The organism is Stenotrophomonas sp. S41, assembly GCF_016624625.1.
GTDB lineage: Bacteria > Pseudomonadota > Gammaproteobacteria > Xanthomonadales > Xanthomonadaceae > Stenotrophomonas.
Genome location: NZ_JACVTV010000030.1, coordinates 1 through 26,996, shown reverse-complemented (window position 1 = coordinate 26,996; position 26,996 = coordinate 1). Strand labels below are relative to the sequence as shown.

The following is a 26,996-nucleotide window of genomic DNA, read 5'->3' as shown; positions in this document are numbered from 1 at the left end:
ACTCGCCGCCATGAAGGGGATACTGGGGACAACGGCGATCATCATCGCTGCGCTGACCGCTGCGCCGGCCAGCGCCGGCACCCTGTTCAAATGCCAGGGTGCCGACGGCGTCACCAGCTATGTCAGCAAGCGCGTGCCCGGCGCGCGCTGCAGCAGCATCAGCTACAGCCGCGATACCCGTCGCCCCGCGACCCCGCGCGCCGTACCGGCGGCTGCACCGGTGCAGACCGCCAGCACGACCCCGGCCGCCACCCAGGTGGCCAGCGCCGAGCGCAACCCGGTGGCCGTGGCCGCCAGTGCCGCCAGCCCGGCCGTCTCCGCCACCCCTGCAGCCAAGCCGGCGACCACGCCGCGCGGTGGCCGCATGGTCAGTGGCCAGGTCTATTCGTACATGCAGGACGGCGTGCGCCACTACACCAGTGCGCGCCCGACCCAGGTCGCCAACCTCGGCCCGGTGCGCACCATCCGCTACAGCTTCATGGAGCGCTGCTACGCCTGCGGGGTCAACCCGCGCGTGGACTTCGGCAGCGTGCGCCTCAACACCACCTCGTTCCAGACCGAGATCGCCTCGGCCGCACGTGAGTTCGGCGTGGAAGAAGCCATCGTGCGCGCGATCATCCATGCCGAGTCGGCCTACAACCCGACCGCGCTCAGCCGCGCCGGTGCGCAGGGCCTGATGCAGCTGATGCCGCCGACCGCCGCACGCTTCGGGGTCAGCGATTCCTACGACGCCAGCCAGAACATCCGTGGCGGCGTGCAGTATCTTGCGTGGTTGTTGAAGCGCTTCAATGGCGATCTGACCCTGGCCGCAGCGGGCTACAACGCCGGCGAAGGCGCGGTCGACCGCCACGGTGGCGTCCCGCCGTACAGTGAAACCCAGTACTACGTGCGCCGCGTCGGCCAGCTGGCCGACCGCTACCGCACCGCATTGACCAAGCAGTAGCGCCAGGCCATGCCTGGCGAGCGAAGCGGCAAGCAGGTAGGTGCCGACTGTTGGTAGGTGCCGACTGTTAGTCGGCACGCCTTCAAAAGATTGTTGCAATGCGTTGTGTGGCGCGCGACGGTTCCGCTACACTCGCCCATGATTCAATGCGGCTCTGGCCCCCACCGGATCCGCTGGCAGCCTTAAAGCTACCTAATCAATATCGGAGTGCCGGATGGCCAACGATGGGGTACACGATCCAGTCAACACCGGACGTCGGCGTTTTCTTTCTGCCACCACAGCCGTGGTGGGCGCCGTCGGCGTCGGATTCACCGCAGTTCCTTTCATCAAATCCTGGAACCCCAGTGCCCGCGCCAAGCTTGCCGGCGCACCGGTGGTGGCCGACATCAGCGCCCTGCAGGAAGGCCAACGCCTGATCGTGGAATGGCGTGGCCAGCCGATCTGGATCGTCAAACGGTCCAAGGCGATCCTCGACGCGCTGCATGGGCTGGATGGCCGTCTCAAGGACCCAGAGTCCGGCGAGAAGGACCAGCAGCCGGACTACGTGCTCAAGCAGAACCCCGAGCTGCGTTCGATCAAGCCGGATGTCTCCGTGCTGGTCGGGCTGTGCACGCACCTGGGCTGTTCGCCTGAAATGGTGGCCGAGATCCGGCCCGAGCCGTACGACCCGCAGTGGAAGGGCGGCTACTTCTGCCCCTGCCACAAGTCGCGCTTCGACATGTCCGGCCGCGTCTTCAAGGACGTGCCGGCGCCGATCAACCTGAAGGTGCCCGCGCACCATTACCAGGACGACAACACCATCATCATCGGTGTCGATCCGCAGGGGGCAGCCTGATGGCCAATATCCTCGCCCGTACCGCCAGCGGCGTGGCCGACTGGGTCAACGCGCGCGCGCCCGGCCTGATGCCGGTCTACCGCAAGCACGTCAGCGAGTACTACGCGCCGAAGAACTTCAACCTCTGGTACTACTTCGGCTCGCTGGCGCTGCTGGTGCTGGTCAACCAGATCGTCACCGGCATCTTCCTGACGATGCACTACAAGACCAACGCCGCCGAGGCGTTCGGTTCCATCGAATACATCATGCGGGACGTGGAGTGGGGCTGGCTGATCCGCTACATGCACTCCACCGGGGCCTCGCTGTTCTTCATCGTGGTCTACCTGCACATGTTCCGCGGCCTGATGTACGGCAGTTACCAGAAGCCGCGCGAGCTGGTGTGGATCCTTGGCATGCTGATCTACCTGGTGCTGATGGCCGAAGCCTTCATGGGCTACGTGCTGCCGTGGGGCCAGATGTCGTTCTGGGGCGCGAAGGTCATCATTTCGCTGTTCGGCGCGATACCGGTCATCGGCAACGGCCTGACCGAATGGATCATGGGCGACTACCTGCCCAGTGATGCCACGCTCAACCGCTTCTTCGCCCTGCACGTCATCGCCCTGCCGCTGGTGCTGCTGCTGCTGGTGGTGCTGCACCTGGGCGCGCTGCATGAAGTGGGTTCCAACAACCCCGACGGTGTCGAGATCAAAAAGGGGCCCAAGGGCAACCGCTGGTCGCCGAACGCGCCGGCCGATGGCATTCCGTTCCATCCGTACTACACGCTCAAGGATGGCGTCGGCGCCGGCTTCCTGCTGATCATCGCCGCCTTCATCATCTTCTTTGCACCGGCCTTCGGTGGCCTGTTCCTGGAGCACGACAACTTCACCGAGGCCAACCGCCTGGTGACGCCCGAGCACATCAAGCCGGTCTGGTACTACACGCCGTACTACGCGATGTTGCGCGTGGTGCCCAACAAGCTGGGCGGCGTGCTGGTGATGTTCTCGGCCATTGCGATCCTGTTCCTGGTGCCGTGGCTGGACCGTGCGAAGGTCAAGTCCTACCGCTATCGCGGCGTGCTTTCGAAGGTGCTGCTGGGCGTGTTCGCCGTGTGCTTCGTCTGGCTGGGCGTGATCGGTTCCGGCCCCGGTACCGATGCGCATGAAACCTACGTCGGGCGGGTGCTGACCTTCCTGTACTTCGCGTTCTTCATCACCATGCCGGTATGGACAAGGTTGGACAGGACCAAACCGGTACCGGAGAGGGTGACCACCCATGACTGATCGCTGGATGGTCCGGCTGGCCCTGACGGCCACCCTGATGCTGGGCAGTTTCCTGGCCTCCGCCGCCGAAGGTGGCACCAAGCTGCTGCAGGCCGGCAACGACCTCGGTGACCGCGCATCGCTGCAGCGCGGCGCGCAGCTGTACATGAACTACTGCTCCGGCTGCCACGCGCTGAAGTACCTGCGCTATTCGCGCATGGCGCAGGACCTGGGCCTGAGCGAGGAAGAGGTGATGGCCAACCTCAACTTCACCGGCTCGGCGATCGGCGACCCGATCCCGGTGGCGATGCCCAAGGAACAGGCGGAGAAGTGGTTCGGCAAGATGCCGCCGGACCTCAGCCTGATCTCGCGGGTGCGCGGCAGCGACTGGGTCTACACCTACCTCAAGTCGTTCTACCTGGACAGCAGCCGGCCGCTGGGCTGGAACAACGCCCTGTTCGCCAACGCATCCATGCCCAATCCGCTGTGGGAGATGCAGGGCCTGCAGCACGCGGTGCATGGCAAGGCCGAGGCGCCGGGCATGGATCCGCCGGTCACCGGTCTGCGCCTGGAAACGCCGGGCAACGTCGATGCCGGGCAGTACGACCAGGCCGTGCGGGACATCACCAACTTCCTTCAGTACGCCGGTGAACCGGCCGCCTTGAAGCGCCAGCAGCTGGGCGTGTGGGTGATCCTGTTCCTGGCCCTGCTGACCTTCCTGCTGTACCTGCTGAAGAAGGAATACTGGAAGGACGTGCACTGATTCTGCTGCCGGCACGACGCAAAGCCTATTGGCTTTTGTGATGCTCGGTTGCACACTCGGGGAGGAGTCGACCGCCAGCACGGTGCTGGCGGCGCCGATGCGGCAGGCGGTCTCCTGTCGTGGGAGAGCCTTTGATGGCGGCGAGCGTACGCATGCGCAATACACTGACGCTGTTTTCCTCGAACGATGATGTCCTGTGCCACCGGGTCCGCCTGGTCCTGGCGGCCAAAGGGGTCAGCTATGACTCCGTTGCTGTCGATCCGCAGAACCCGCCTGAAGATCTGATCGACCTCAATCCCTACCACTCGGTGCCGACCCTGGTCGAGCGCGAGCTGGTGCTGTACGCCGCCTCGGTGGTCAGCGAGTACCTCGACGAGCGCTACCCGCATCCGCCGCTGATGCCGGTCGATCCGCTCTCGCGTGCGCGCATCCGCCTGGCCATGCTGCGCATCGAGCACGACTGGGTGCCGCAGGTGCAGGCCATCCAGCTGGGCAACAAGACCCAGGCCGAAGCCGGTCGTAAGCGCCTGAAGGAACTGCTGACCGCCTCGCTGCCGCTGTTCAAGGCCAGCAAGTTCTTCCTCAACCCGGAAATGAGCCTGGCTGACTGCGCGATGGCGCCGATCATCTGGCGCCTGCAGTCGCTGGACGTGCCGCTGCCCAAGGATGGCAAGGCCATCGAGGATTACGGCAACCGCATCTTCCGCCACCCCGGTTTCGTCCGCAGCCTGACCGACCAGGAAAAGAAGCTGCGCGACCTGCCGGGCTGATCCCGGCGGGCGCATTCCGTCTGCATGCCCACCGGTGTGCAGGCGATCCGCCCCGGCAGGGGCGTCGGGCGCGTACACTTCACGCATGACCGACGACTTCTTCCACATGACCAGCCACCGCCCGTACCTGCTGCGGGCGCTGGTGGAATGGATCAACGACAACCAGCTGACCCCGCACATCCTGGTCGATGCCGGCGTCCCCGGCGTCCAGGTCCCGCCTTCGGCGGTGAAGGATGGCCGCGTGGTGCTCAACATCGCCGAACGCGCGGTGGTGCAGCTGATGATCAACAACGAGATGGTGAGCTTCTCGGCGCGCTTCTCCGGCACCAGCTATCCGGTGCAGGTGCCGATCAGCGCCGTGCTGGCCGTATACGCGCGCGAGACCGGGCAGGGCATGGCGCTGCCGGACGATATCCCGGGCACCGAACCGGCGCCGACCAGCGACGAGCTGCTGCACGAGGGCGAGACCCCGTCGGATGACACGCCGCCGGACGATCGGCCGCCGACCACGCCGCCGCCGAAGGGCCGCCCGACGCTGCGCGTTGTCAAATAACGGGTAGGTGCCGACCGTTGGTCGGCACTCCATAAAGCAATGGTGGGTGCCGACCGTTGGTCGGCACGCTTCTACCGCTGCGCTCGCCGGGCATGGCCCGGCGCTACCGGGTTCAGACGTCCTCTGCGTCTTCCACATCCGCGCGGATCTGGCTGATCCGCGCCGCACCCGGGCCGGTGAACGACACCAGCTGATCGCCGCGCAGCACCATGCGGCCGACGTGGCGATCGATGCCGTCGTAGGAATACTCGAACTTGAAGGTGCGCTCGAAGCCGAGCCGGCCATCCTCGCCGCGCGACAGGCGCATGCCGGTGGCGTGCACCGCCTGGTCCAGCCACTGCACGTCGGCGGCGCGGCAGGCATTGCGGCCAAGTTCGATGGCACGTTCGGCGGCGGAACGCGCGGCATTCCAGAAGAAGTAGACGATGCCGCCGGCAATCAGCAGCAACAACAGGGTAGGCATGGCGTCACGCGTGCAGGGTCGATCCCGGAAAGATGGCGGCGAACGCGCAGCGGATCAAGCCATCCTGCTCATTGTCCATTCGTTGGCGGTGCGACCGGCGGCGGTGCCACCCGCGATGCGGGGGCCGTCAGCTGCAGCAGTGCCGCCCAGTCCTGACGGTTGAAGCTGCATTCGTCCTCGCGGCCGGGCGTGCAGCTGGGGTCGATGCCGGTGCTGCTGCGATCGCGCGCGGGCGGCAGCTGGATCAGGCCCGTGCGGTCCAGCTGCAGCAGGCGCATGGCCACGGTGTTCATCACGTTGCCGCCCACCAGGTACAGGGTCTGGTCACCGCCGAGGTTGGCCGCCACCACGACTTCGCAATGCGATTTCCAGTGACCGACCGAGCCGTTGCCCAGCGCCTTCACCAGCCCGCTGTAGCTCAGCGTGCTGCTGCGGTCGCGCAGGAAGCACAGCAGGTCGCCCGGTGCCGGCTTGGCCGTGGCCGGATCCACCAGCCGGTACGGCACGCCGGTCGGCCCCGCCTGGTAGGCGGCGCGGATGTAGTCGATATGCCGCGGCGAAGTGGTGAAGCCCGGCACGCCGGCGCGGGTCATCACCCAGGAAATGAACGCGGCCGACCACGGGTTGTCGACCAGGAAGGCGCGGCAGTCGCTGTCGGTGTAGCGCGTGCCCAGCGGCGCCAGGCAGCTGCTGGCGCCGGGAATGCTGCCCATCGCGTTGAGCGTGCCGCTGTCGCGCCAGTAGCTGGCCACGCGCTGCCAGGCGATCAGGCCGTTGTCGGCCAGGTTCTCGTTCTCCGCTTCGGTGACGCTGAGGCTGGCCGCGCGCCCCTCGCGGTCGATGAAGGGGCGGTACCAGAGCCGATGTTCATTGCAGGCAGCATTGCGGATGGAGATCGCCAGCGGACTGAGGCCGAAGCGGGGTGGCACGTCGCAGGCTTCGGCGGCGGCGGCTGACAGCGGCGCGGCGGCCAGCAGCAGGCAGGCAGGCAACAGCATCCGGCGCATGCGCGGCTCCTGTGGGGGATGGCCGCAGCGTCGCAGAGGCGGGCGTAGCCGAATCGTGAAGGACTCGGAACCGGTAGCGCCGGGCCATGCCCGGCGAGCGAAGCGGTGGCACCCGGAGCCACCCTCAACCCGGCGGCGGCCCCAGCTTCAACGACAGGTCGATCGCCTGCACGTGCTTGGTCAGGCCGCCGATGGAAATGCAGTCCACGCCGTCCTCGGCAATCGCCCGCAATCCCTCCAGGCCCACACTGCCGGAGACTTCCAGTGGAATGCGGCCAGCGGTGATGCGCACGGCCTCGCGGCGCAGCGCGGCATCGAAGTCGTCCAGCAGGATGCGCTCGCAGCCGGCATCCAGTGCCTGCTGCAGCTGCTCCAGGTCTTCCACCTCCACCACCAGCGGCAACGACGGCCACTGCTGGCGCGCGGCAGCCACCGCAGCGGGCAGCGAGCCGGCGGCACGGATGTGGTTTTCCTTCAGCATCACCGTGTCGTACAGGCCGAAGCGGTGGTTGTCGCCGCCGCCGCAGCGCACCGCGTACTTCTGCGCCAGGCGCAGGCCGGGCAGGGTCTTGCGGGTATCGAGGATGCGCGTGCCGGTGCCGGCCACCGCCGCCACGTAGCGGGCGGTGGTGGTGGCGGTGCCGGAGAGGGTCTGCAGGAAATTCAGCGAGGTGCGCTCGGCGCTGACCAGGCTGCGGCTGCGCCCGTGCAGCAGGGCCAGCACGGTGCCGGCGGCGACGCGGTCGCCCTCGGCCACGCGCCATTCGATGCGGACGTCCGGGTCGAGCGCCCGATGGGTGGCGTCGAACCAGGGGCGACCGGCGATCACCGCATCATCCTGCTTGCACAGCAGGTAGGCGCTGTCGGCCTGGTCGGGCAGCAGGGCGGCGGTGACGTCACCGCTGCCCAGGTCCTCGGCCAACGCGCGGGCGACATCGGCCGCGACGTGGGCCGCATCCGGCGTCGGCATGGCGGTCATGCGGCGGGGAAGTCGGCGATCTGCGCGGTCGGGATGGCCTCTTCGGCCAGCAGCACCGGAATGCCGTCGTCGACCCGGAACACCTGCTTGCGGTCGCGGGTGACCAGCGCTTCGCGCAGCGGCTGGGCCAGCGGGTTGCCGTCGGCCTTGTTGACCGCACCGGCGGAAATGGCCTTGTTGAGGGCTTCCAGGCCCTTGCCATCCAGCAGGGACAGGGGCTGGCGGGTGTCCGGCGACACCAGCAGGTCAAGCAGCTTGCGATCCATGGTTCTTCGTCTTGCGTGGAAGACGGCTAGAATACGTCTTTAAGGCAGGTGACGGCCAATGACCCCCAACCCGATCGCGCCGCTTGTCGGCATCGTCATGGGTTCCCGCTCCGACTGGGAAACCATGCAGCACGCCGCCCAGAAGCTTGAAGCCCTGGGTGTTCCGTTCGAAGTGAAGGTGGTCTCCGCCCACCGCACCCCGGACGTATTGTTCAGCTACGCAGAAGAGGCGGGCCCGCGCGGCCTGCGCGCGATCATCGCCGGTGCCGGCGGGGCCGCGCACCTGCCGGGCATGATCGCCGCCAAGACCGCCGTGCCGGTGCTGGGCGTGCCGGTGCAGTCCAAGGCCCTCAACGGCATGGATTCGCTGCTGTCGATCGTGCAGATGCCGGCCGGCATCCCGGTCGCCACCTTCGCCATCGGCAATGCGGGTGCTTCCAACGCGGCGCTGTTTGCCGCGGCGATGCTGGCCAGCGACCAGCCGGCCATCGGCCAGGCGCTGGAAGCCTTCCGCACCCGCCAGACCGAAGATGTCATGGCCCACGACGATCCGCGCCAATGAGCCTGACCGTCGGCATCCTGGGCGGCGGGCAGCTGGCCCGCATGATGGTCCTGGCCGGTGCGCCGCTGGGGCTGCGCTTCGAGCTGTACGACCCGGCGGCCGACGCCTGCAGCGGCCCGCTGGCGCCGCTCACCGTGGCGGCGTTCGATGATCGCAAGGCGCTGGCCGAGTTTGCCGCCAAGGTCGACGTGGTCACCTTCGACTTCGAGAACGTGCCGGCCGACAGTGCGCAGTGGCTGGCCGACCAGGTGCCGGTCTACCCGCCGCCGTCGGCGCTGGCCGTCGCGCAGGATCGGCTGAGCGAGAAGACCCTGTTCCAGCAGCTGGGCATTCCGCTGCCGGCCTTCGCCGATATCCGCAGCCGTGACGAGCTGGCCGCGAAGGCCGCCGAGTTCGGCCTGCCGTGCATCCTCAAGACCCGCCGCCTGGGTTATGACGGCAAGGGCCAGTTCCGCCTGCGCAGCGAGGCGGACATCGACGCCGCATGGGACGCCCTCGGCGCCCAGGTCGAGCGCACCGGCCTGATCCTGGAGGGCTTCGTCGCCTTCCAGCGCGAAGTCAGCGTGGTCGCCGTGCGCGGCCGTGATGGAAGCTTCCAGGCGTGGCCGGTCACCGGCAACTGGCATGTCGATGGCGTGCTGTCGGCCAGCGTGGCCCCGGGCGTGCTGTCCGATGCCGAGCATGAGGCGGCGATTGGTTATGCGCGCCGCGTGGCCGAGCATCTGGGCTACGTGGGCGTGTTCGCGCTGGAGCTGTTCTGCCGCGATGGCGAGCTGCTGGCCAACGAGATGGCACCGCGCGTGCACAACTCCGGCCACTGGACCATCGAGGGCAGCGAGACCTCGCAGTTCGAGAACCACCTGCGCGCCGTGCTGGGCCTGCCGCTGGGCAGCACCCGCATGCTTGGCCATGCCTGCATGCTGAACTGGCTGGGCGCGATGCCCGATGCAGCGCCGGTGCTGGGCCAGGCCAGTGGCCATTGGCATGACTATGGCAAGCAGCCGCGCGACGGCCGCAAAGTTGGCCATGCCACGCTGCGTGACGATGATGCCGATGCGCTGGCCGATGCGCTGGTGCAGGTCGGCCTGGAGCTGGATCGCCAGGACCAGGTGGCGCCAGCGGTGCACGCGCTGCGCAACCGCTGAATCGGGTAGTGCCGGCCGCTGGCCGGCAAGAGCCGCGCGATATTGGTAGCGCCGCGCCATGCCCGGCGGCACGCCATTCCGGTAGTGCCGGCCGCTGGCCGGCAATGCCCACCAAGGTGGGCATCTACCAGAGCCGCGCGATGCCGGTAGCGCCGGGCCATGCCCGGCGGCACGCCATCCCGGCAGTGCCCGCCGCTGGCCGGCAGGCGCCTCAGCGCAGCTGGCTCTCGGCGAATTCCCAGTTGACCAGCTGCCAGAACCCTTCCAGATAGCGCGCGCGCTCATTCTGGTAGTCGGTGTAATACGCGTGTTCCCACACATCGCAGCACAGCAGCGGGGTGCTCTCGCCGGTCAGCGGCGTGCCCGCGTTGCGGGTCGCCTGGATGCCGAGCTGGCCGCCGGGGTGCTGCACCAGCCAGACCCAGCCCGAGCCGAACAGCCCCAGCGCGGCGCGGTTGAATTCCTCGCGCAGGCGCTGGCCATCGCCGAACTGGCGCTTGATGAGCTCACCCAGCCGGCCCTGCGGCTCGCCACCGCCACGCGGGCGCAGGCACTGCCAGTAGAAGCCGTGGTTCCAGGCCTGGGCGGCGGCATCGAACAGCGTGCCCTGGGCCTGGCGGACGATCTCCTCCAGCGGCGCTTCTTCCCATTCGGTGCCGACGATGGCGGCATTGACCGCATCCACGTAGGCGCGATGATGGCGGCCGTGATGCAGTTCCACGCTTTGCGCGGACAGGTGCGGCTGCAGGGAGCCGGAAAGGTAGGGCAGGGCAGGCAATTCGACGGGCATGGACAGGTTCGTGGCCAGGGGACGGCGGCAGCCGGTTCCATCGGCTTACAATGGCGGCTACCGTGGGCAGTCTAGCCGACCACTGCGGTCGGTTTGTCCGGCGAAGCAAGGAGTGAGGTGTGGCGGTAATGCAGCAAATCCAGGCCGAGGTGGATCGTTACCCGCTCGTGTTGTTCATGAAGGGCACCCCGCAATACCCGATGTGCGGCTTTTCCAGCCGTGCCGTGCAGGCGTTGATGGCCGCCGGTGCCGTCGCCCTGCGCACGGTCAACGTGCTGGAGGAACCGGAGATCCGCGCCAACCTGCCGCGCTTCTCCAACCTGCCGACCTTCCCGCAGCTGTTCATCAACGGGGAGTTGATCGGCGGCTGTGACATCGTCATGGAGCTGTTCGAAGCCGGCGAGCTCAAGCGCATCGTCGAAGAGGCCACCCAGGGATGAGTGCCTGGCCATCGACGTCGGCGACCGGTGCGGCGCTCGATGGCCGTCCCCTGCAGGATCGCGTGGTCCTCATCGCGGGTGCCGGTGGTGGGCTGGGCAGTGCTGCGGCCATCGCGGCCGCCGAAGCGGGGGCCACCGTGGTGCTGATGGGCCGCAAGCCGCGGCGGCTGGACCGGGTCTACGCCCAGGTGCAGGCCGTGGGGCCCGAGCCCCTGCTGTATCCGCTGGACCTGGAAGGTGCCGGCCCCGATGACTATGCCGAACTGGCCCAGGCCCTGCAGCGTGAGCTGGGGCGGCTGGACGGCCTGCTGGTCTGCGCCGCGCATTTTCCCGGCCTGACCCCCTTCGAGCTGGCCGACCCGGCCAGTTTCGCCCGCGCCGTGCACGTCACCCTGACTGCTCCGGCGTGGCTGGCCCAGGCCTGCCTGCCGCTGCTCAAGCAGCGCGATGATGCGGCGATGGTGTTCGCCGTCGATGCCCCTGAAAGGGTGGGGCAGGCCTACTGGGGCGGCTATGGCGTGGCCCAGCACGGACTGCGGGGACTGATTGCCAGCCTGCACGATGAATTGGGCCGTACCCCCGTCCGGGTCAGTGGCCTGTATCCGGGCCCATTGCGCACCGCACTGCGGGCCCGCGCCTATTCAGTTGACCAGGATCCGGCCGCCCAAGGGCCGGAAAACGCCGCCGCTGCGGCCGTTGCGCTGCTTTCAGCCGCCGGTGCTCCGTGGCGCGGGCAGGTACTTGACGCCAGTCACACTACTGTCGCCAGTTAGCTGGACGATAAGACGGAATGAAGGTTCCGTCACGATCTCGTTGCGATCCGGTGCCGCTTGTCGCACAACCGTCACAATGATGGCGTAGCGTGTTAATCTAGTGTTAACCGTTGCGGCAGCTGCCGTTCACGGTAGGGAACCCCAGATAAATGTCCAGTCAGCCGCCCGCAAGGCTGGTTGGATGCGCTTTTTTTCCGCCATCGCCAACTCGCATCGAGGCTACCGAAAAATGACCCACCCACTCCGGATGTCCAAGCTTACCCTTGGTCTCGTGGCTGCACTCGCCGCCGCTCCCGCCTTCGCCCAGAGCACCTCTGCCGGTGTCGGCGGCCAGGTGATCTCCCGCGCCGGCCAGCCCGTCGCCGGCGCTGAAGTCACCATCACCCACACCGAGTCGGGCACCGTTTCGCGTGCCACCACTGATGCGGCCGGTCGCTACAACGCCCGCGGCCTGCGCGTGGGTGGTCCGTACTCGATCACCATCACCAAGCCGGGTGAAGGCACCAAGACCGAAGATGGCGTCTACCTGGGCGTGAACCAGACCGGCACCATCAACGCCACCCTGGCCGGTGACCTGGCTGCTGCCACCAACCTGGACACCGTGCAGGTCACCGCCGTCGGCGGCGGCTCGGAAGTGTTCAGCGCCACCAAGATGGGCTCGGGCACCAACCTCAGCCAGCAGCAGATCGAAGTTGCGCCGTCCATCGGCGGCAACATCCAGGATCTGATGCGCCTTGACCCGCGCGTGACCTTCATCGACCGCGCTTCGGGCTCGATCTCGGCCGGTGGCCAGAACCCGCGCTTCAACTCGATCAACATCGACGGCGTCTCGGCCAGCGACACCTTCGGCCTGGAAGGCAACAACATGCCGACCCGCCGCCAGCCGGTCGCGATGGAAGCCATCGAAGCGCTGGACATCAACCTGTCCAACTACGACGTCAGCATCGCTGCCGCCGCTGGTGCCACCGTCAACGCGGTGACCAAGTCCGGTACCAACGAATTCCACGGTTCGGTCTACGGCACCTACCGTGACGGCGACTGGTTCGGTGACAACCCGGAAGGCCAGCCGTTCAAGGGCTTCACCAAGGAAGAAACCTACGGCATGACCGTGGGCGGCCCGATCGTCAAGGACAAGCTGTTCTTCTTCGCCAACTACGAGAAGTTCAAGCAGGCCGCGCCGGGCGCCGACCTGAGCGGCACCGCGCTGGGCAAGGCCAATGCGACGATCACCATGGCTGATGTCACCCGTGCGCAGCAGATCGCGCAGGGCTACGGCATCAACGCCGGTGGCCTGGAAAGCAACGGCGACACCGAGATGGAAGAGTACGCGCTGAAGCTGGACTGGAACATCAGCGACAACCACCGCGCCAACTTCCGCTACAGCAAGATCGACCAGAGCAAGCTGCGCATCAACGGCATGAGCAGCAGCACGGTCTCGCTGAGCTCGTACTGGTACCAGCATGACAAGACCAACGAGAGCTACGTTGCCCAGCTGTTCAGCGACTGGAGCGACAACTTCTCGACCGAGTTGAAGGCTTCGTATCGCGAGTACTCGGCGATCCGCAACGTGTCGACCGACGCACCGAGCATCCGCGTCTTCTTCGGCGGCACCGAGACTGCGCCGACGGGTGACTCGCTGTACCTCGGTACCGAAGTCAACTCGCAGGACAACATCCTGCAGACCAAAGCATGGAACTACTACGCCGCCGCCACCTGGACCCTGGGTGACCACGACGTCAAGTTCGGTGCGTCGTACGACACCAACGACATCTACAACTACTTCGGCTCCAACTCCTGGGGTGCCTACACCTTCTACGGCCTGGACAATTTCGCCGCTGGCCGCTGGAGCAGCTACAACTACAACCCGGAACGCACCCCGGGTTCGATTCCGGCTGACTACAAGTTCAGCAACCTGGCCCTGTTCGTGCAGGACACCTGGTATGTCAACAGCAACCTGACCCTGACCATGGGCGTGCGTGCTGACCGTGCCGACACCAGCCCGGCCCCGGCCTACAACGCCACGGCGTCGGCCTTCTTCGGCAACGACAACAGCAAGGTCCTGAGCAACAAGTTCCTGGTCCAGCCGCGCTTCGGCTTCAACTACACCTTCGACACCGAGCGTCCGACCCAGCTGCGCGGCGGCGTGGGCCTGTTCCAGGGTGATGCCCCGCAGGTGTGGCTGAGCAACAGCTACTCGGCGACCGGCTTCAACAACTCGGTCTATTCCTACACCCGCAACGACCCGACGCTGCAGTTCAGCCCGAACAAGGATGGCCAGCCGGTCCCGACCACCCCCGGCTCGAACCGCCAGAACGTCAACTTCGTCGGCAGTGACTTCAACATGCCGTCGGTCTACAAGGCCAACCTGGCCTTCGACCATGAGCTGCCGTGGAATGGCATCGTGGCCTCGGCCGAACTGCTGGTCACCAAGGTCAAGGACGCGCTGTACTACAAGAACCTGAACCTGGGTCCGGTGCAGCAGGTGGGTCCGGACGGCCGTGATCTGTACTACGCGACCTCGCGCAACAACTTCCTGTGGATCAACGACGACGCACGCGCCGGCCGTAACCGCGCCTACGACTCGGTGTACGAAATTGCCAACACCGACAAGGGCCGCACTTCGCAGTTCACCGCGTCGCTGAGCAAGCCGTGGTCGGAAGGCAGCGACTGGTCCTGGAACCTGGGCTACACCTACACCGACGCGACCGAAGTCGGTTCGCTGACCAGCTCCACCGCCAGCTCGGGCTGGGGCTACCAGTACGCCTTCAACGCCAACAGCGAAACCGAGAACACCTCGCGCTACCAGATCCGTGACCGTGTGTCGGGCTCGCTGAACTGGAAGCACAAGTTCTTCGGCGATTACGAAACCAAGATCGGCCTGGTGTACGAAGGCCGTAGCGGCCGTCCGTACAGCTACGTCTTCGTGAACGATGCCAACGGCGACAGCCGCTCGGCCAACGACCTGTTCTACGTGCCGAAGGCGGGTGAAGTGCTGTTCGGTGACGTCGACAGGGTCACCGGCAAGTTCACCCCGAATGCGGCGATGGAGAAGTCGTTCTACGAATGGCTGGCTGCCAACCCGCAGCTGGCGAAGTACGCAGGCAGCTATGCTCCGGCCAACGGCTTCCGTACCGGCTGGATCAATACCTTCGATATCCGTGTCAGCCAGCAGCTGCCGGGCTTCATGAAGGGCCACAAGTCGGAAGTGTGGATCGACATCCAGAACGTCGGCAACATGCTGAACAAGAAGTGGGGCAACATCTACGACTACGGCTTCTTTGCTGATGCCCGCGTCGCAACCCTGCAGGGCATCCAGGACGGCAAGTACGTGTACAACTTCCGCAATGCGGATGCCCCGGTCGTGGCCAACAACGACGCAGACGGCTTCGACGTCGGCGTGTCGCAGTGGTCGGTGCAGCTGGGCTTCCGCTACCAGTTCTGATGAACTGACGTAGTTGCTGCACACGGAAACGGCCGGGGAAACCCGGCCGTTTTCCGTTCAGGCGAAAGTCCTTGCGGGCATGCGGGCGGGGGCGTAGCATCCCCTCTCGTGCGCGGCGAACTACGCCGCCTGGCGGTCCCGGAACGGCGAATGCGGGCAGCACATATCCAACGGTCGGGTTTCCCGGCCGTTTTGCTTTTTAAGGGGGCGGCAGTACAGTCGGAAACCTTGAAGGAAGCGAAAAGTTGGATATGACGACGAACGAAAAGGCAGCCCGCGCGCTGCCGGTGCAGGATGCGCGGATCTACCCGCGCGGTGGGCTGGATGTGCTGTCGCGGGCCGAGGTCGCGCGCCTGCGCGATGCCTCCGGTGGCGGCATGCACGAGCTGCTGCGCCGCTGCGCGCTGGCGGTGCTGACCAGCGGCAGTGCCTCGGACGATCCGCGCGCGGCGCGTGATCTCTACCCTGATTTCGACATCCAGGTGGCGCAGCAGGATCGCGGCGTGCGCATCGACCTGGTCAACGCCCCGGCGATGGCCTTCGTCGACGGCGAGATCATCCGCGGCGTGGCCGAACTGCTGTTCGCGGTGGTCCGCGACCTGGCCTACATGGCCATCGAGATGGGCCCGGCCTACGCGGCCGAGCTGGAATCCTCGGAAGGCATCACCAACGCGGTGTTCGGCCTGCTGCGCAACGCGCGCATCCTGAACCCGGGCGACCCGAACCTGGTGGTCTGCTGGGGCGGCCACTCGATCGGCCGCGACGAGTACCTGTACACCAAGCAGGTCGGCTACGAGCTGGGCCTGCGCGGCCTGGACATCTGCACCGGCTGCGGCCCGGGCGCGATGAAGGGCCCGATGAAGGGCGCCACGATCGCCCATGCCAAGCAGCGCAAGACGGTCACCCGCTACATCGGCCTGACCGAGCCGGGCATCATCGCCGCCGAGTCGCCGAACCCGATCGTCAACCACCTGGTCATCATGCCGGACATCGAGAAGCGCCTTGAGGCCTTCGTCCGCATCGGCCACGGCATCATCGTGTTCGCCGGTGGCGTCGGCACGGCAGAAGAGATCCTGTACCTGCTCGGCATCCTGCTGCGTGAGGAGAACAAGGACCTGCCGTTCCCGCTGATCCTGACCGGCCCGACCGTGGCCGCGCCGTACTTCGAGCAGATCGACCGCTTCATCCGCCTGACCCTGGGCGATGCCGCGGCCGAGCGCTACGAGATCATCATCGGTGACCCGGTGGCGGTGGCCCGCAAGATGGCCAGCGGCATCAAGCAGGTGCGCGAGCACCGCCTGGCGCAGAAGGATTCGTTCTTCTTCAACTGGTCCATCGAGATCCCGTGGGAGTACCAGCAGCCGTTCGTGCCGACCCACGAGGCGATGGCTGCGCTGGACCTGCACCACGGCCGTGCACCGCATGCGCTGGCGGCCGACCTGCGGCGGGCGTTCTCCGGCATCGTGGCCGGCAACGTGAAGGAAGACGGCATGCGCCGCATCGAGGAGTTCGGGCCGTTCCAGATCCATGGCGACGCCGACATGATGCAGGCCCTGGACGCGCTGCTGCGCGCCTTCGTCGAGCAGCGCCGGATGAAGATCTCCGGCGAATACCAGCCCTGCTACCAGGTGCTGGCCTGACCGGCCGGGGCGGCCTGCCAGGCCGCCCGGGGTCGGACCCCCGAAGGGGCTCCGACCCCATCCAAAGCCTGCGGGAAGGGCAGGGCGTGTCAACGCTTTGACGCCCGTCGCCCAGTTCTGACCGTTCATCCTGCCGCCGCTTGCCCGCGGCACCCGGGTGCGCCATCGTGGCCACCAACACGCTGGGGAGCGTTCCATGTCACTGCGCCGGTCCACGGGCTTCACGCTGGTCGAGTTGATGGTCACGATTGCCGTGGTCGCCATCCTGGGCACCATCGCGCTGCCCAGCTTCCAGAGCACGATCCGCTCCAACCGCATCGCCTCGGCGGGTAACGAGGTCACCGGCCTGCTCTCGATCGCCCGCAGCGAAGGCGTCCGCAACAAGCGTGGCGGCGGCGTCTGCGGCAGCTCCAACGGGACCAGCTGTGACGGCGCATGGGCGTCCGGGATGCTGGCCTGGGCCGACGTGGATGGTGACGGCGCCATGGGCAGTGGTGAAACCGTGCTGCGTTTCGTGGCGATCACGCCCGATTCGGTCACCGTCACCGGTCCTGCTGCCGTCGTCGCCTTCGACAATCGCGGTCGCCGCCGGGCGGCCGCCAGCCAGGCCATCGTCCTGCAGTCGGTCAAGTGTGGCAGCGATGCCCTGCGCCGTACCCTGACCGTCAACGCGGCAGGCCAGATCACCTCGACCAAGGCTGCCTGCCAATGAGCCGTCGCACTCCCTCGTTCCCGCGGGCCCAGACCGGCTTCAGCCTGCTGGAAGTCCTGATCGCCATCCTCGTGCTGGGCTTCGGCCTGCTGGGCTTCGCCATGCTGCAGACGATGAACGTGCGCTTCGTGCAGAGCTCCAATTACCGCACGCAGGCGACCAACCTGGCGTACGACCTGCTGGACCAGATGCGCAGCAACCGCTATCAGGCGGGCTGGTACACGGGCGCGTCGTTCGCAGCCAATTCGATCAAGACCAGTTCCTGCACACGCGTGCTGGGTGCTGACCAGGGCGTGAGCAGCAACATCACCCGCTGGCAGTGCCAGGTCGTGCAGTCGCTCGGCGAAGGCGCCAGCGCCACGGTGTTGAACGCCAACGGGCAGGTGACCGTCGGCATCGCCTGGGGCGACCAGCGCTGGGATCCCCAGAATCCCGATGCACGGACCACCTTCACCCTGGTGTCGCAGCTATGAGCCCCCGCATGCCGTCGCGCCGCAATGCTGCGGGCCTGTCGCTGATCGAAATGATGGTCGCCATGGTCATCGGCCTGGTCCTGATGCTGGGCGTCGTGCAGGTGTTTCTCGCCTCGCGCACTGCGTCCCGCCTTGCGGAAGGCAATGCACGGGCCCAGGAAAACGGCCGCTTCGCCCTGGAATTCCTGCAGCGGGACATCCGCATGGCGGGCCATTTCGGCTGCGTGAACGACCAGGCGCACTTCATCAAGGGCGAAGGTGACCCGACCATCGAGACCGGTGCAGCCACCGGCTCGGGTCATCCGCTCGATTTCAGCGTCAGCATCCAGGGCTATGAGGCCGGTGGCACGGGCCCGGGCACCAACTTGACCCTGGGCGGTTCCTGGTCGGCGCCCACGGGCCTGCCGACGGCCATCTCCGGGCTCAATCCACGCCCCGGCAGCGACATCCTCGTGCTGCGCTACCTGGCACCCGAGGGCGTGCCGGTCACCACCCTGGCGCCCAGCTCCAACAGCGTGGTCGGTTTCGATGCCGCGGCAGGCGCGAGGTTGGCCGAGGGTGGCGTGGCTGCGCCGAACCTGTTCGGCGTGGCCGACTGCAGCCACGTGAATGTATTCAAGGGGACCTACGCGGCCGGCAAGGTCACGGCGAGCGGGTCCAACCTGAGCCGCTACACCGTGCAGCCCACGGGCCAGACCATGATCTACCGGGCAGAGTCGGTGGTGTACTTCGTCGGCACTTCGGGGGCGACGGGCGAGCCGGCGCTCATGCGCGCACGCTCTGATGGCGGCAATGGCTACACCGCTGCGGAAGAACTGGTGGAAGGCATCGAGAACATGCAGCTGCTGTTCGGCCTTGACAGCACCAGCATCATCAGTGCGACCGCGCCGCCCACCGGCAACATCACCACGGTGGCCACCGCCAGCGGCGTCACCACCGATGCCAACGCGGCCGCCGCCAACCAGTGGCGCCGGGTCGGCCAGGTACAGGTAGGCATCCTGGCGCGCAGTCCACTGTCTTCGCAGGCCGAGGCGCCGACTTTGGCTGCGAATTACCCGCGCATGCTGGGCGTTGGCTTCGCACCTGCCACCGCCGGCGATGGCCGTTATCGCGCCGCGTACGAATCCACGATTGCCCTGCGCAACCGCCTCTTCGGGAATTGATGCCATGAACGCTCGAACCCGCATCCGTCCAATGCCCCGCAGGCAGCGCGGTGCCGTGTTGTACGTGGCGCTGATCATGCTGATCCTGCTTGCGTTGATCGGCATCGCCGGCATGCAGGTGGCGGGCATGCAGGAAAAGATGGCCTCCAATTACTTCGCGACCAACGTTGCCTTCCAGAACGCCGAGGGCGTGACGCGGCGCAGCGAGCGCGCGGTCGAGGCGGTTGCCAACCGCACCACGCTCGCCAGCGATGCACCGCTGGTCGGCACCGATATCCAGGACAACTGTGACATTGCGTTCGATCCCGTGGCCTGGACCCGCGCCCGCCCGCTGACCACGCGTGAAGCGGTGAACGTGCGCCGCATCGACACCTGCGTCATCGGTGGTGGCTCGCTGTCCATGGGCAAGCCGCTGGATCCGGTCACGCCGATCTACCAGATCACAACGTTCGCCACCGATACCCCGACGGACTCCTCGTCCACGGCATCGGTCGACTCCATCTTCAAGCTCTGAGGCCGCCGGCATGTCCCGTCGCACTTCCCGGATAATCGCCGCATCCGCGTTCGCCGTGCTCGGCCTGGGTGGCTATTTTGCCTACAGCCTGCTGGCCGCCCAGGCGCAGGGTGACCTCGCGCAGGCGCCGCTGAACAACACCACGTCCATCCAGCCGGCTTTCATCATGGCGGTGGACGATTCCAACTCGATGACCTTCGAGCGGATCTTCAAGGGCGGCGACGGCCGCATGCAGTGGAACGGCAGCAGCTTCTTCAGCTCGGCGGGCGTGTTCTACAACGTCGGCGATGCATGCGGCAACAATTCCACCGACTGCTACCTGTACCTGTTCCCGCATTCGAACTTCAATACGTCCTACTCGCCGGGTCGCGCCATTCCGCCGATCGATGCGTTCGGTTTTGCCCGCTCGCCGACCTACAACGCGGGCTACTACAACCCGGACGTGACGTACGAGCCCTGGAGCCTGTCGCAGCGCGATTCGGCCAACAACATCCTGTGGCCCAATGCATCGTTCACTGCGGCGCGAACCGATCCGCGTGATCCCACCATCTACGGCAGCGACTTCAACACCGGCTATACGACGGTCTACGATCTGTCCTTCCGCCAGGTCAACGGCGAGGCATTCCAGTTTCTCAACGGCATGACCATTCCGGCCGGCACCCGTTACCGTTCCAATGGACGCAGCTGCAACAGCAACCAGTCCAACGGCCTGGGCAGTTCGCTCAACCTGTGGGTCACCCTGCTGGCCGACGTGGCCGTGCGCGCGGACTGCACCGTGCAGATCGCCTATGTGCCGGCGACGTTCTACCTGCCGGCCGACCAGGCTGCGCCGGCGGGCTACCTGACGAGCGATCTGAACCGGCCGGTGATCAACAACGCGTGTGGCCCGAACTGCAACATGCGCCGGTACCAGATCCTGCCGGAGAACTACGGCACGAACACCGCGCAGCTGGCTGCCGCCCAGCGCAACTTCGCGAACTGGTTCCAGTATCACCGCAACCGCATCCTGTCGATGGTGGGTTCTTCCTCGCATGCCATGGTGGGCGTGGAGAACATGCGCGTGGGCTACTTCACCATCAACAACCGAAGCGACGTGACGATGTACGACGTTGCTACCCAGCGCGCGGATCTGTTCGGGCAGATCTACAGGCTCAAGCCCAACGGTGGTACGCCCAATCGCCAGGCAGTCGCGTTCATGGGTGAGCAGTTCCGCCGCACCGACAGCGGCGCGCCCGTCATCCGTGCGTGCCAGAAGAACGGCGGCATGCTGTTCACCGACGGCTACACCAACGTGAACAACTCGGCCGGCAACTATGGCAACGTCGATGGGGGAGGGGGCGCCTCCTTCCCCACCCTGCCGTTCGCCGACAGCTACAGCAACACCATCGCCGACATCGCCGCGTCCTACTACGCAGGTTCGTCGACGCCGTTGCGTACCGGCGGCAGCTTCCCGGCCGGGCTGGTGCCCGTGCCCGACCAGTGCAGCACGCTCGACGCCTCGACGCCCAACTGGAAGCGGCTGGACTGCCAGACCAACCTGCACATGAACTTCTACGGTGTGACCCTGGGTGCGCAGGGCCTGATCTACGAAGTGAACCAGGCGGCGACGGCTGATCCCTATGCCAACGCGCCCAACTGGAACGCCAACGGCGATCCGCTGAGCGACGATGACGGTCGAGTGATCGACGAACTGTGGCACGCGGCCATCAACAGCCGTGGCGAGTTCATCAACGCCAAGACGCCCTCCGACGTGACCGAGGCGATGCGGCGCGTGCTGTCGGCCGTCGGTGCCGGCCAGTCACCGTCGGGTACCTTCGCCCTCAGTGGTGCCCGTATCGGTACCGGCTCGCTGACCGTCACGCCCGTCTACGACGTGCAGAACAACGGCACGGACTGGTACAGCAGGCTCACCGCCAGCAGCGTGTCGGTGAATACAACGACGCGCGAGGCCCAGTACAGCACGATGTGGGAAGCCAGTGGACAGATGCCGACGCCATCGGCGCGCAACGTGTTCTTCAATGATGGCAGCAGCGTCCGCAAGTTCGGCGGCAACACCATCACCCTGGCTGGGCTGTGCAACCTGTCAAGCAGTCTGTACCCGGCCCTGTCGATCTGCACCGAATCCAGCCTGACCGCGCTGGGTGCCGATGCAACCAGCGCGGCGAACTACCTGCTGGGCGAGGTTACCGGCGAGGTGCGCAACAACGGTCGGCTGCGTGACCGCACCACGGTGCTCGGCGATATCGTCAATTCGACGCCGGTGATCAGTGCGCCGGTGGATGACTTCGGTTATCGCGCGCTGGGCAGCCCGCTGGGTACCAGCTACACCGCCTACCTGACGACCAAGCGCAACAACAACCGCTACGTCGTGTATGCCGGCGCCAACGACGGCATGCTGCATGCCTTCGACGGTGGCATGAATGCCGCAGGCGACATCGGCGGCAACGGTGGCCGCGAGCTGTTCGGCTACATCCCGGCGACGTCGTACGGGCACATGGGCAACCTGCTGCTGCCGTACGACCCGACCAAGAAAAATGCACAGCCGTTCGTGCACAAGTACTTCGTCGATGGCCCGTTGACCGTCGGCGACACGTATTACGGCACTTCCTGGCACACGACGCTGGTCGGCTCCACGGGTGCGGGTGGTCGCGGTGTCTTCGCCCTGGATGTCACCACGCCGGGCAGCTTTGCTGCGACCAGTCGCCTGTGGGAGATCAACGATCTTTCCGGCGATGCCACCGTGCGCGCCAACATCGGCCATGTGCTCGGCAAGCCGGTCATCGTGCCGGTGCGTGCTGCGGACGGCACCGTCAGCTGGAAGGCCATCTTCGGCAATGGCTATTCGAGCAGCAGTGGCAAGGCCGTACTGTTTGTCGTCGACATCGGTACGGGCACGCCCACCATCCGCATGATCGAAGCGGGCGAGACCAATTCGACGATTGCCGGCCGCAACGGCCTGGGCAACATCGTGGTCGTGGACCGGGTCAACAACCTGACCCTGGACCCGACGACCAACCAGCCCCTGCGCGTGCGCGACGGCTACGCCGATACCGTCTATGCAGCGGACCTCAAGGGCGCCGTGTGGAAGTTCGATCTCACCTCCACCGCGACGTCGGTGAGCGTCCCGGTCTTCACGACGGGCACGTTCGTGCAGAGCGGGCAGACCTATCGTCAGCCGATCACCGGTGGCCTGCAGGTCGCTTCGGGTGAGAGCGGTGGTGTTCTGGTGATGTTCGGCACCGGCAGCTTCTCCTTCAACGATGACACGCTGCCGATTTCCGCGACCCAGATCCAGAGCATTTACGGCATCAACGACACGGTCAATGGTGTCGTCACAGCGACGCTGACCCGTGCAAACCTGAGGCCGAACTCGGTCGTGACGTCCAGCGGTTCCCGCACCCTGTTGCCCGGCACCGCACCGACCATTTCGTCGGGCTGGTACATCGACCTGCCTGCAGGCGAGCGCGCTGTCGGTTATCCGGAACTGGCGTCGGGCATTCTCTTCATGCCGACCTACGCGCCGGTGGAGGTCACCAGCGGCTGCAGCACGTCCGGTGCGAACTGGCTGTTCGGCCTCAACCCCCGTACCGGAGCGGGTGCCTTGGCAGGTGTGCGTGTCGGCTCGCCGACGGGTGCTTCCGCCGCGAGTGGCACGGCGGCCATGGCGCTCAACTCCCCCGGCACCGCTCCGATCAAGGACGTCGGCGTTTCGGTGGTGCCGCGACTGCAGCCGCCGATCAATCCGAATGACGGCACGGGTGTGCCCACCGTTCCCCCGGGTGCGGGTTGTACGATGGTGGTGAACGTCTCGGGCGCGCAGCCGCTGTATGTGCCTTATCCCTGCGGCCGCCAGTCCTGGCGTCAGATCCAGTAACGGAGATTCCTGCGATGTCACTGAAAGCAATCCGGGCGATGGGCAAGATGCGCGGCTTTACCCTGATCGAGCTGATGATCGTCGTTGCGGTGGTTGCCATCCTGGCGGCCGTGGCGTACCCGTCATATGCCGAACAGATCCGCAAGTCGCGCCGGGCACAGGCGAAGGCGGATCTGGTGGAGTACGCGCAGATGGCAGAGCGCTCGCACACGACCAACAATACGTACGGCAATTTCCGTTTCAGCAACGGCACGACCACCATCCAGTCGCCGCGCGAAGGTGGCACGGCGAATTACTCGATCGCCATCGTGGCCGCGCAGGGGACGTTCACCCTCACCGCGACGCCGCAGGGTTCGCAGACCAAGGACAAGTGCGGCACGCTGACCGTCAACCAGGCCAATGTGAAGACGCCCAACGCCAGTACGGTCGCAGGCTGCTGGTGATGTCGAAGCGGGGTGTTGCATCCGCGTGCTGCACCTACTAGAATGCGCCTCCCCGCCCGAATAGCTCAGCCGGTTAGAGCACTTGACTGTTAATCAGGGGGTCGTTGGTTCGAGTCCAACTTCGGGCGCCAGATCCTGCAGAAGCCGCGAGAAATCGCGGCTTCTGCTTTTCTGCGTCTGCTGCCATGGCAATTCAGCAGGGGGCTGGTTGTGCGTTGCGAAGCGACCGTACGCGACCGGTATTGCTGACGATGACTTCAGCCCGCTGCTCGATGCGCACGCAGATGCTGATCCGTGCATTGCTTCCCGCGCTGCGTCCGGTCTGGCGGAAGACGATCTGGGGCCGCCCGTGGGTACTGAATGCCTTCAGCGAAGGATGGCTGTCCAGGTCGCGGTACGTCAGCACGGCTGCTGAGTCTGGATCGCCCGGTCGCGGCTGCTCCAGGCGCAGGAGCCATCCGCGGCTCCAGTCCTGTCCGCACTGGTATCCATCCTCGCTGGGGCAGGCAATGACTGCCCGCCGACGGCTCAGTGCTGTGCTGCGTGCCTCGTTCAGCGCTGCGTGCAGCTGCATGCGGAGCATGTCCGCACGAAGCGCGTCGAACAGGCGTGTGTGCGGTGCCAGCACCAGGCCGGCCAGGAGGGCCAGTACGGCGATCGCAACCATCAGTTCGATGAGGCTGTAGCCGGGGGCGCGGCAGGCGTTCATGGCAGATCCCTGGGGACGATACCTTCAGGCTCCGCCCGGACGCAGGCTGGCGCCATCGGACTTTTTCCCTCTCTGGATCAGAACCTGCTTCAACCGGCCGTCACCAAACCGGCCGCTATAATCATCATTCCCGGGACCTGGCAATACCATGAGCGACAGTTTTCAACTCGTCTCGCCGTATTCACCGGCGGGCGACCAGCCCAACGCGATCGCGAAGCTGACCGATAATTTCGAAGCGGGCATCGCCAAGCAGACCCTGCTGGGCGTGACCGGTTCGGGCAAGACCTACACCATCGCCAACGTCATCCAGAACGTGCAGAAGCCGACGCTGATCATGGCGCCGAACAAGACGCTGGCCGCGCAGCTGTATGGTGAATTCAAGGCGTTCTTCCCGCACAACGCGGTGGAGTACTTCGTCAGCTACTACGATTACTACCAGCCCGAAGCCTACGTGCCGTCGTCGGACACCTTCATCGAGAAGGACAGTTCGATCAACGAGCACATCGAGCAGATGCGGCTGGCGGCGACCAAGACGCTGCTGTCGCGCCCGGATGCGATCGTGGTGGCCACCGTGTCGGCCATCTACGGCCTGGGTGCGCCGGAAGACTATCTGTCGCTGCGCCTGATCCTGTCCAAGGGCGAGCGCATCGAGCAGCGCGACCTGATCAACCACCTGACCCAGCTGCAGTACACGCGTAACGAGTACGAGCTGCAGCGCGGTACGTTCCGCGTGCGTGGCGAAGTGATCGACGTGTTCCCGGCTGAATCGGACAGCGAGGCCCTGCGCATCGAACTGTTCGATGGCGAGGTCGAGAAGATCACCATGTTCGATCCGCTCACCGGCGAGACGATCCGCAACATGCAGCGCTTCACCGTCTACCCGAAGACCCACTACGCGACCACGCGCGAACGCGTGCTGGCCGCCGTGGAGACCATCAAGGTGGAGCTGAAGGAGCGCCTGGAGCAGCTGTACGCGGAGAACAAGCTGGTCGAGGCGCAGCGCCTGGCCCAGCGCACCCAGTTCGACATCGAGATGATGGCCGAGGTTGGTTTCTGCAACGGCATCGAGAACTACTCGCGGCACCTGACCGGCAAGAATGCCGGCGAGCCGCCACCGACCCTGTTCGACTACCTGCCGCCGGACGCGCTGCTGGTCATCGACGAATCGCACGTGACCATTCCGCAGATCGGCGCGATGTTCAAGGGCGACCGCTCGCGCAAGGAAACCCTGGTCGAGTTCGGCTTCCGCCTGCCGTCGGCGCTGGACAACCGTCCGCTGCGTTTCGAGGAATGGGAGGCGCGCTGCCCGCGTGCGATCTACGTGTCCGCCACGCCGGGCCCGTATGAGTACCGCGAGACCGGTGATGACATCACCGAGCTGGTGGTGCGCCCGACCGGCCTGATCGATCCGGTGGTGGAAATCCGCCCGGTCGGCACCCAGGTCGACGACCTGATGAGCGAGGCCAACGAACGCATCAAGGCCGGTGACCGCGTGCTGGTCACCACGCTGACCAAGCGCATGGCCGAGAACCTCACCGAGTACCTGACCGAACACGGCATCCGCGTGCGCTACCTGCATTCGGACGTGGACACGGTGGAGCGCGTGGAGATCATCCGCGACCTGCGCCTGGGCAAGTTCGACGTGCTGGTGGGCATCAACCTGCTGCGCGAAGGCCTGGACATGCCGGAGGTGTCGCTGGTGGCGATCCTGGATGCGGACAAGGAAGGTTTCCTGCGTTCGACCGGTTCGCTGATCCAGACCATCGGCCGCGCCGCCCGCAACGTGCGCGGCAAGGCCATCCTGTATGCGGACAAGATCACCCGCTCGATGCAGGCGGCGATCGACGAGACCGACCGCCGCCGCGCCAAGCAGGTCGAGTACAACCAGGAGCACGGCATCGTGCCGCGTTCGGTGGCCCGGCCGATCGTGGACGTGCTGGAAGGCGCGCGCTCGGATGCTGCGGAGAAGGAGTCCCGCAAGGGCAAAGGCAAGGGCAGGGCGGTGGCCGAGGATGCGGCCGATTACCGGTCGATGTCGCCGGCCCAGCTGGCCACCCGGCTCAAGGCGCTGGAGCAGCAGATGTACCAGCACGCCAAGGATCTGGAGTTCGAAGATGCCGCCCGCGTGCGTGACCAGATCCGGCAGCTGAAGGAGGCCAGCCTCGGCTGAACACGGTAGCGCGGCAATCTTCACAAAAGTGTTGCGCTTACCTGTCGGCATCCGTAATATACGCGGCCTGCACCGACGCAATCGCGGAGATGCAGAAGCAAAACGGGCGGTTAGCTCAGCGGTAGAGCACTACCTTGACATGGTAGGGGTCACAGGTTCGAACCCTGTACCGCCCACCACGAAGTCCCTTCCAGAGGGGCTGTCGTGACCTGAAAAGCCCGGCCCTGGCGCCGGGTTTTTACGTAGCAAGGCCAGCCTTCGGGCGGCACGAACAAGATGGGCGGTTAGCTCAGCGGTAGAGCACTACCTTGACATGGTAGGGGTCACAG

Annotated in this window: 25 protein-coding genes and 2 tRNA genes; 21 read left to right on the top strand and 6 right to left on the bottom strand. The window is 66.1% G+C overall.

The genetic code is table 11. The features are described 5' to 3' along the window. Nucleotides 1-10 precede the first annotated feature (10 nt). The 6 genes from IAE56_RS08840 to IAE56_RS08815 all read left to right on the top strand — a co-directional run bounded on the left by IAE56_RS08840 (nucleotide 11) and on the right by IAE56_RS08815 (nucleotide 5,102). On the top strand, nucleotides 11-943 hold the full coding sequence (locus IAE56_RS08840; protein WP_200752271.1) for a lytic transglycosylase domain-containing protein: 933 nt from the start codon (nucleotides 11-13) through the stop codon (nucleotides 941-943). Nucleotides 944-1,157: 214 nt separating this feature from the next. Next, nucleotides 1,158-1,778: a ubiquinol-cytochrome c reductase iron-sulfur subunit gene (gene petA / locus IAE56_RS08835; RefSeq protein WP_108764653.1), complete on the top strand. Its 621-nt coding sequence runs from the start codon at nucleotides 1,158-1,160 to the stop codon at nucleotides 1,776-1,778. Then, nucleotides 1,778-3,037, top strand: a complete 1,260-nt coding sequence (locus IAE56_RS08830) for a cytochrome bc complex cytochrome b subunit (protein WP_108768385.1) — start codon at nucleotides 1,778-1,780, stop codon at nucleotides 3,035-3,037. The genes petA and IAE56_RS08830 overlap by 1 nt, the downstream gene beginning before the upstream one ends. Further along, a complete protein-coding gene (locus tag IAE56_RS08825) occupies nucleotides 3,030-3,779 on the top strand; it encodes a cytochrome c1 (RefSeq protein WP_200752270.1) in 750 nt (249 codons plus the stop codon). Before IAE56_RS08830 ends, IAE56_RS08825 begins: the two co-directional genes overlap by 8 nt. A 134-nt stretch (nucleotides 3,780-3,913) precedes the next feature. Next, a complete protein-coding gene (locus IAE56_RS08820; protein WP_108768387.1) occupies nucleotides 3,914-4,549 on the top strand; it encodes a glutathione S-transferase N-terminal domain-containing protein in 636 nt (211 codons plus the stop codon). A gap of 85 nt (nucleotides 4,550-4,634) precedes the next feature. Next, entirely contained in the window at nucleotides 4,635-5,102 is a 468-nt protein-coding gene (locus IAE56_RS08815; protein WP_108768388.1) for a ClpXP protease specificity-enhancing factor, read from the top strand. Nucleotides 5,103-5,214: 112 nt separating this feature from the next. Here the strand turns inward: IAE56_RS08815 and IAE56_RS08810 are convergent, their stop codons facing one another. From IAE56_RS08810 to IAE56_RS08795, 4 genes are all read right to left on the bottom strand, one after another. After that, nucleotides 5,215-5,565: a DUF3301 domain-containing protein gene (locus IAE56_RS08810; protein WP_108768389.1), complete on the bottom strand. Its 351-nt coding sequence runs from the start codon at nucleotides 5,563-5,565 to the stop codon at nucleotides 5,215-5,217. A 68-nt stretch (nucleotides 5,566-5,633) separates the two neighbouring features. Then, entirely contained in the window at nucleotides 5,634-6,572 is a 939-nt protein-coding gene (locus tag IAE56_RS08805) for a DUF2272 domain-containing protein (RefSeq protein ID WP_200752269.1), read from the bottom strand. Between the two features lie 124 nt (nucleotides 6,573-6,696). Then, nucleotides 6,697-7,551 (bottom strand): carboxylating nicotinate-nucleotide diphosphorylase, encoded by an 855-nt coding sequence (nadC, locus tag IAE56_RS08800; protein WP_200752268.1) that lies wholly within the window; start codon nucleotides 7,549-7,551, stop codon nucleotides 6,697-6,699. Further along, a complete protein-coding gene (locus tag IAE56_RS08795; protein ID WP_005408847.1) occupies nucleotides 7,548-7,817 on the bottom strand; it encodes a Trm112 family protein in 270 nt (89 codons plus the stop codon). Before IAE56_RS08795 ends, nadC begins: the two co-directional genes overlap by 4 nt. Before the next feature lie 58 nt (nucleotides 7,818-7,875). Here IAE56_RS08795 and purE point away from each other — a divergent pair, with 58 nt between their 5' ends. Together purE and IAE56_RS08785 are read left to right on the top strand one after the other, a co-directional pair. Beyond that, on the top strand, nucleotides 7,876-8,379 hold the full coding sequence (gene purE, locus IAE56_RS08790; RefSeq protein WP_079221357.1) for a 5-(carboxyamino)imidazole ribonucleotide mutase: 504 nt from the start codon (nucleotides 7,876-7,878) through the stop codon (nucleotides 8,377-8,379). Next, nucleotides 8,376-9,524: a 5-(carboxyamino)imidazole ribonucleotide synthase gene (locus IAE56_RS08785; protein ID WP_200752267.1), complete on the top strand. Its 1,149-nt coding sequence runs from the start codon at nucleotides 8,376-8,378 to the stop codon at nucleotides 9,522-9,524. Before purE ends, IAE56_RS08785 begins: the two co-directional genes overlap by 4 nt. A gap of 211 nt (nucleotides 9,525-9,735) precedes the next feature. On the opposite strand, the gene IAE56_RS08780 is transcribed toward IAE56_RS08785, so the two are convergent. Beyond that, complete coding sequence (locus IAE56_RS08780) at nucleotides 9,736-10,314, bottom strand: Fe-Mn family superoxide dismutase (RefSeq protein WP_200752266.1); 579 nt, start codon at nucleotides 10,312-10,314, stop codon at nucleotides 9,736-9,738. Between the two features lie 119 nt (nucleotides 10,315-10,433). Between IAE56_RS08780 and grxD the strand changes: the two genes are divergently transcribed. The 11 genes from grxD (at nucleotide 10,434) to IAE56_RS08725 (ending at nucleotide 23,919) form a co-directional block, all read left to right on the top strand. Then, nucleotides 10,434-10,754, top strand: coding sequence for a Grx4 family monothiol glutaredoxin (gene grxD / locus IAE56_RS08775; protein WP_079221360.1), 321 nt, complete (start codon nucleotides 10,434-10,436; stop codon nucleotides 10,752-10,754). After that, a complete protein-coding gene (locus IAE56_RS08770; RefSeq protein WP_200752265.1) occupies nucleotides 10,751-11,527 on the top strand; it encodes an SDR family NAD(P)-dependent oxidoreductase in 777 nt (258 codons plus the stop codon). Before grxD ends, IAE56_RS08770 begins: the two co-directional genes overlap by 4 nt. 247 nt (nucleotides 11,528-11,774) lie before the next feature. Next, entirely contained in the window at nucleotides 11,775-14,969 is a 3,195-nt protein-coding gene (locus tag IAE56_RS08765; RefSeq protein WP_200752264.1) for a carboxypeptidase regulatory-like domain-containing protein, read from the top strand. Between the two features lie 251 nt (nucleotides 14,970-15,220). Continuing rightward, nucleotides 15,221-16,609 (top strand): nucleotide 5'-monophosphate nucleosidase PpnN, encoded by a 1,389-nt coding sequence (ppnN, locus tag IAE56_RS08760; protein WP_079221363.1) that lies wholly within the window; start codon nucleotides 15,221-15,223, stop codon nucleotides 16,607-16,609. 196 nt (nucleotides 16,610-16,805) lie between these two features. Continuing rightward, on the top strand, nucleotides 16,806-17,321 hold the full coding sequence (locus IAE56_RS08755) for a GspH/FimT family pseudopilin (RefSeq protein ID WP_200752263.1): 516 nt from the start codon (nucleotides 16,806-16,808) through the stop codon (nucleotides 17,319-17,321). Further along, nucleotides 17,318-17,794, top strand: coding sequence for a type IV pilus modification protein PilV (gene pilV / locus IAE56_RS08750; protein ID WP_200752262.1), 477 nt, complete (start codon nucleotides 17,318-17,320; stop codon nucleotides 17,792-17,794). The genes IAE56_RS08755 and pilV overlap by 4 nt, the downstream gene beginning before the upstream one ends. Further along, nucleotides 17,791-18,957 carry a PilW family protein gene (locus IAE56_RS08745; protein ID WP_200752261.1) on the top strand — a complete coding sequence of 389 codons (1,167 nt, stop codon included), beginning with the start codon at nucleotides 17,791-17,793 and terminating at the stop codon, nucleotides 18,955-18,957. The genes pilV and IAE56_RS08745 overlap by 4 nt, the downstream gene beginning before the upstream one ends. A gap of 4 nt (nucleotides 18,958-18,961) precedes the next feature. Then, a complete protein-coding gene (locus IAE56_RS08740) occupies nucleotides 18,962-19,471 on the top strand; it encodes a PilX N-terminal domain-containing pilus assembly protein (protein WP_200752260.1) in 510 nt (169 codons plus the stop codon). Nucleotides 19,472-19,481: 10 nt separating this feature from the next. Then, nucleotides 19,482-23,345, top strand: coding sequence for a PilC/PilY family type IV pilus protein (locus tag IAE56_RS08735; RefSeq protein WP_200752259.1), 3,864 nt, complete (start codon nucleotides 19,482-19,484; stop codon nucleotides 23,343-23,345). A 14-nt stretch (nucleotides 23,346-23,359) separates the two neighbouring features. Then, nucleotides 23,360-23,788, top strand: a complete 429-nt coding sequence (locus IAE56_RS08730) for a type IV pilin protein (RefSeq protein WP_325167183.1) — start codon at nucleotides 23,360-23,362, stop codon at nucleotides 23,786-23,788. Nucleotides 23,789-23,842: 54 nt separating this feature from the next. Then, a tRNA-Asn gene (locus IAE56_RS08725) sits at nucleotides 23,843-23,919 on the top strand. 62 nt (nucleotides 23,920-23,981) lie between these two features. Here IAE56_RS08725 and IAE56_RS08720 read toward each other — a convergent pair. Further along, nucleotides 23,982-24,497 carry a GspH/FimT family protein gene (locus IAE56_RS08720; protein ID WP_200752258.1) on the bottom strand — a complete coding sequence of 172 codons (516 nt, stop codon included), beginning with the start codon at nucleotides 24,495-24,497 and terminating at the stop codon, nucleotides 23,982-23,984. A 148-nt stretch (nucleotides 24,498-24,645) separates the two neighbouring features. On the opposite strand from IAE56_RS08720, the gene uvrB reads away from it, so the two are divergent. After that, nucleotides 24,646-26,667, top strand: coding sequence for an excinuclease ABC subunit UvrB (gene uvrB / locus IAE56_RS08715; protein ID WP_200752257.1), 2,022 nt, complete (start codon nucleotides 24,646-24,648; stop codon nucleotides 26,665-26,667). Nucleotides 26,668-26,771: 104 nt separating this feature from the next. Beyond that, nucleotides 26,772-26,846: transfer RNA gene (locus IAE56_RS08710), tRNA-Val, on the top strand. Nucleotides 26,847-26,996 lie beyond the last annotated feature (150 nt).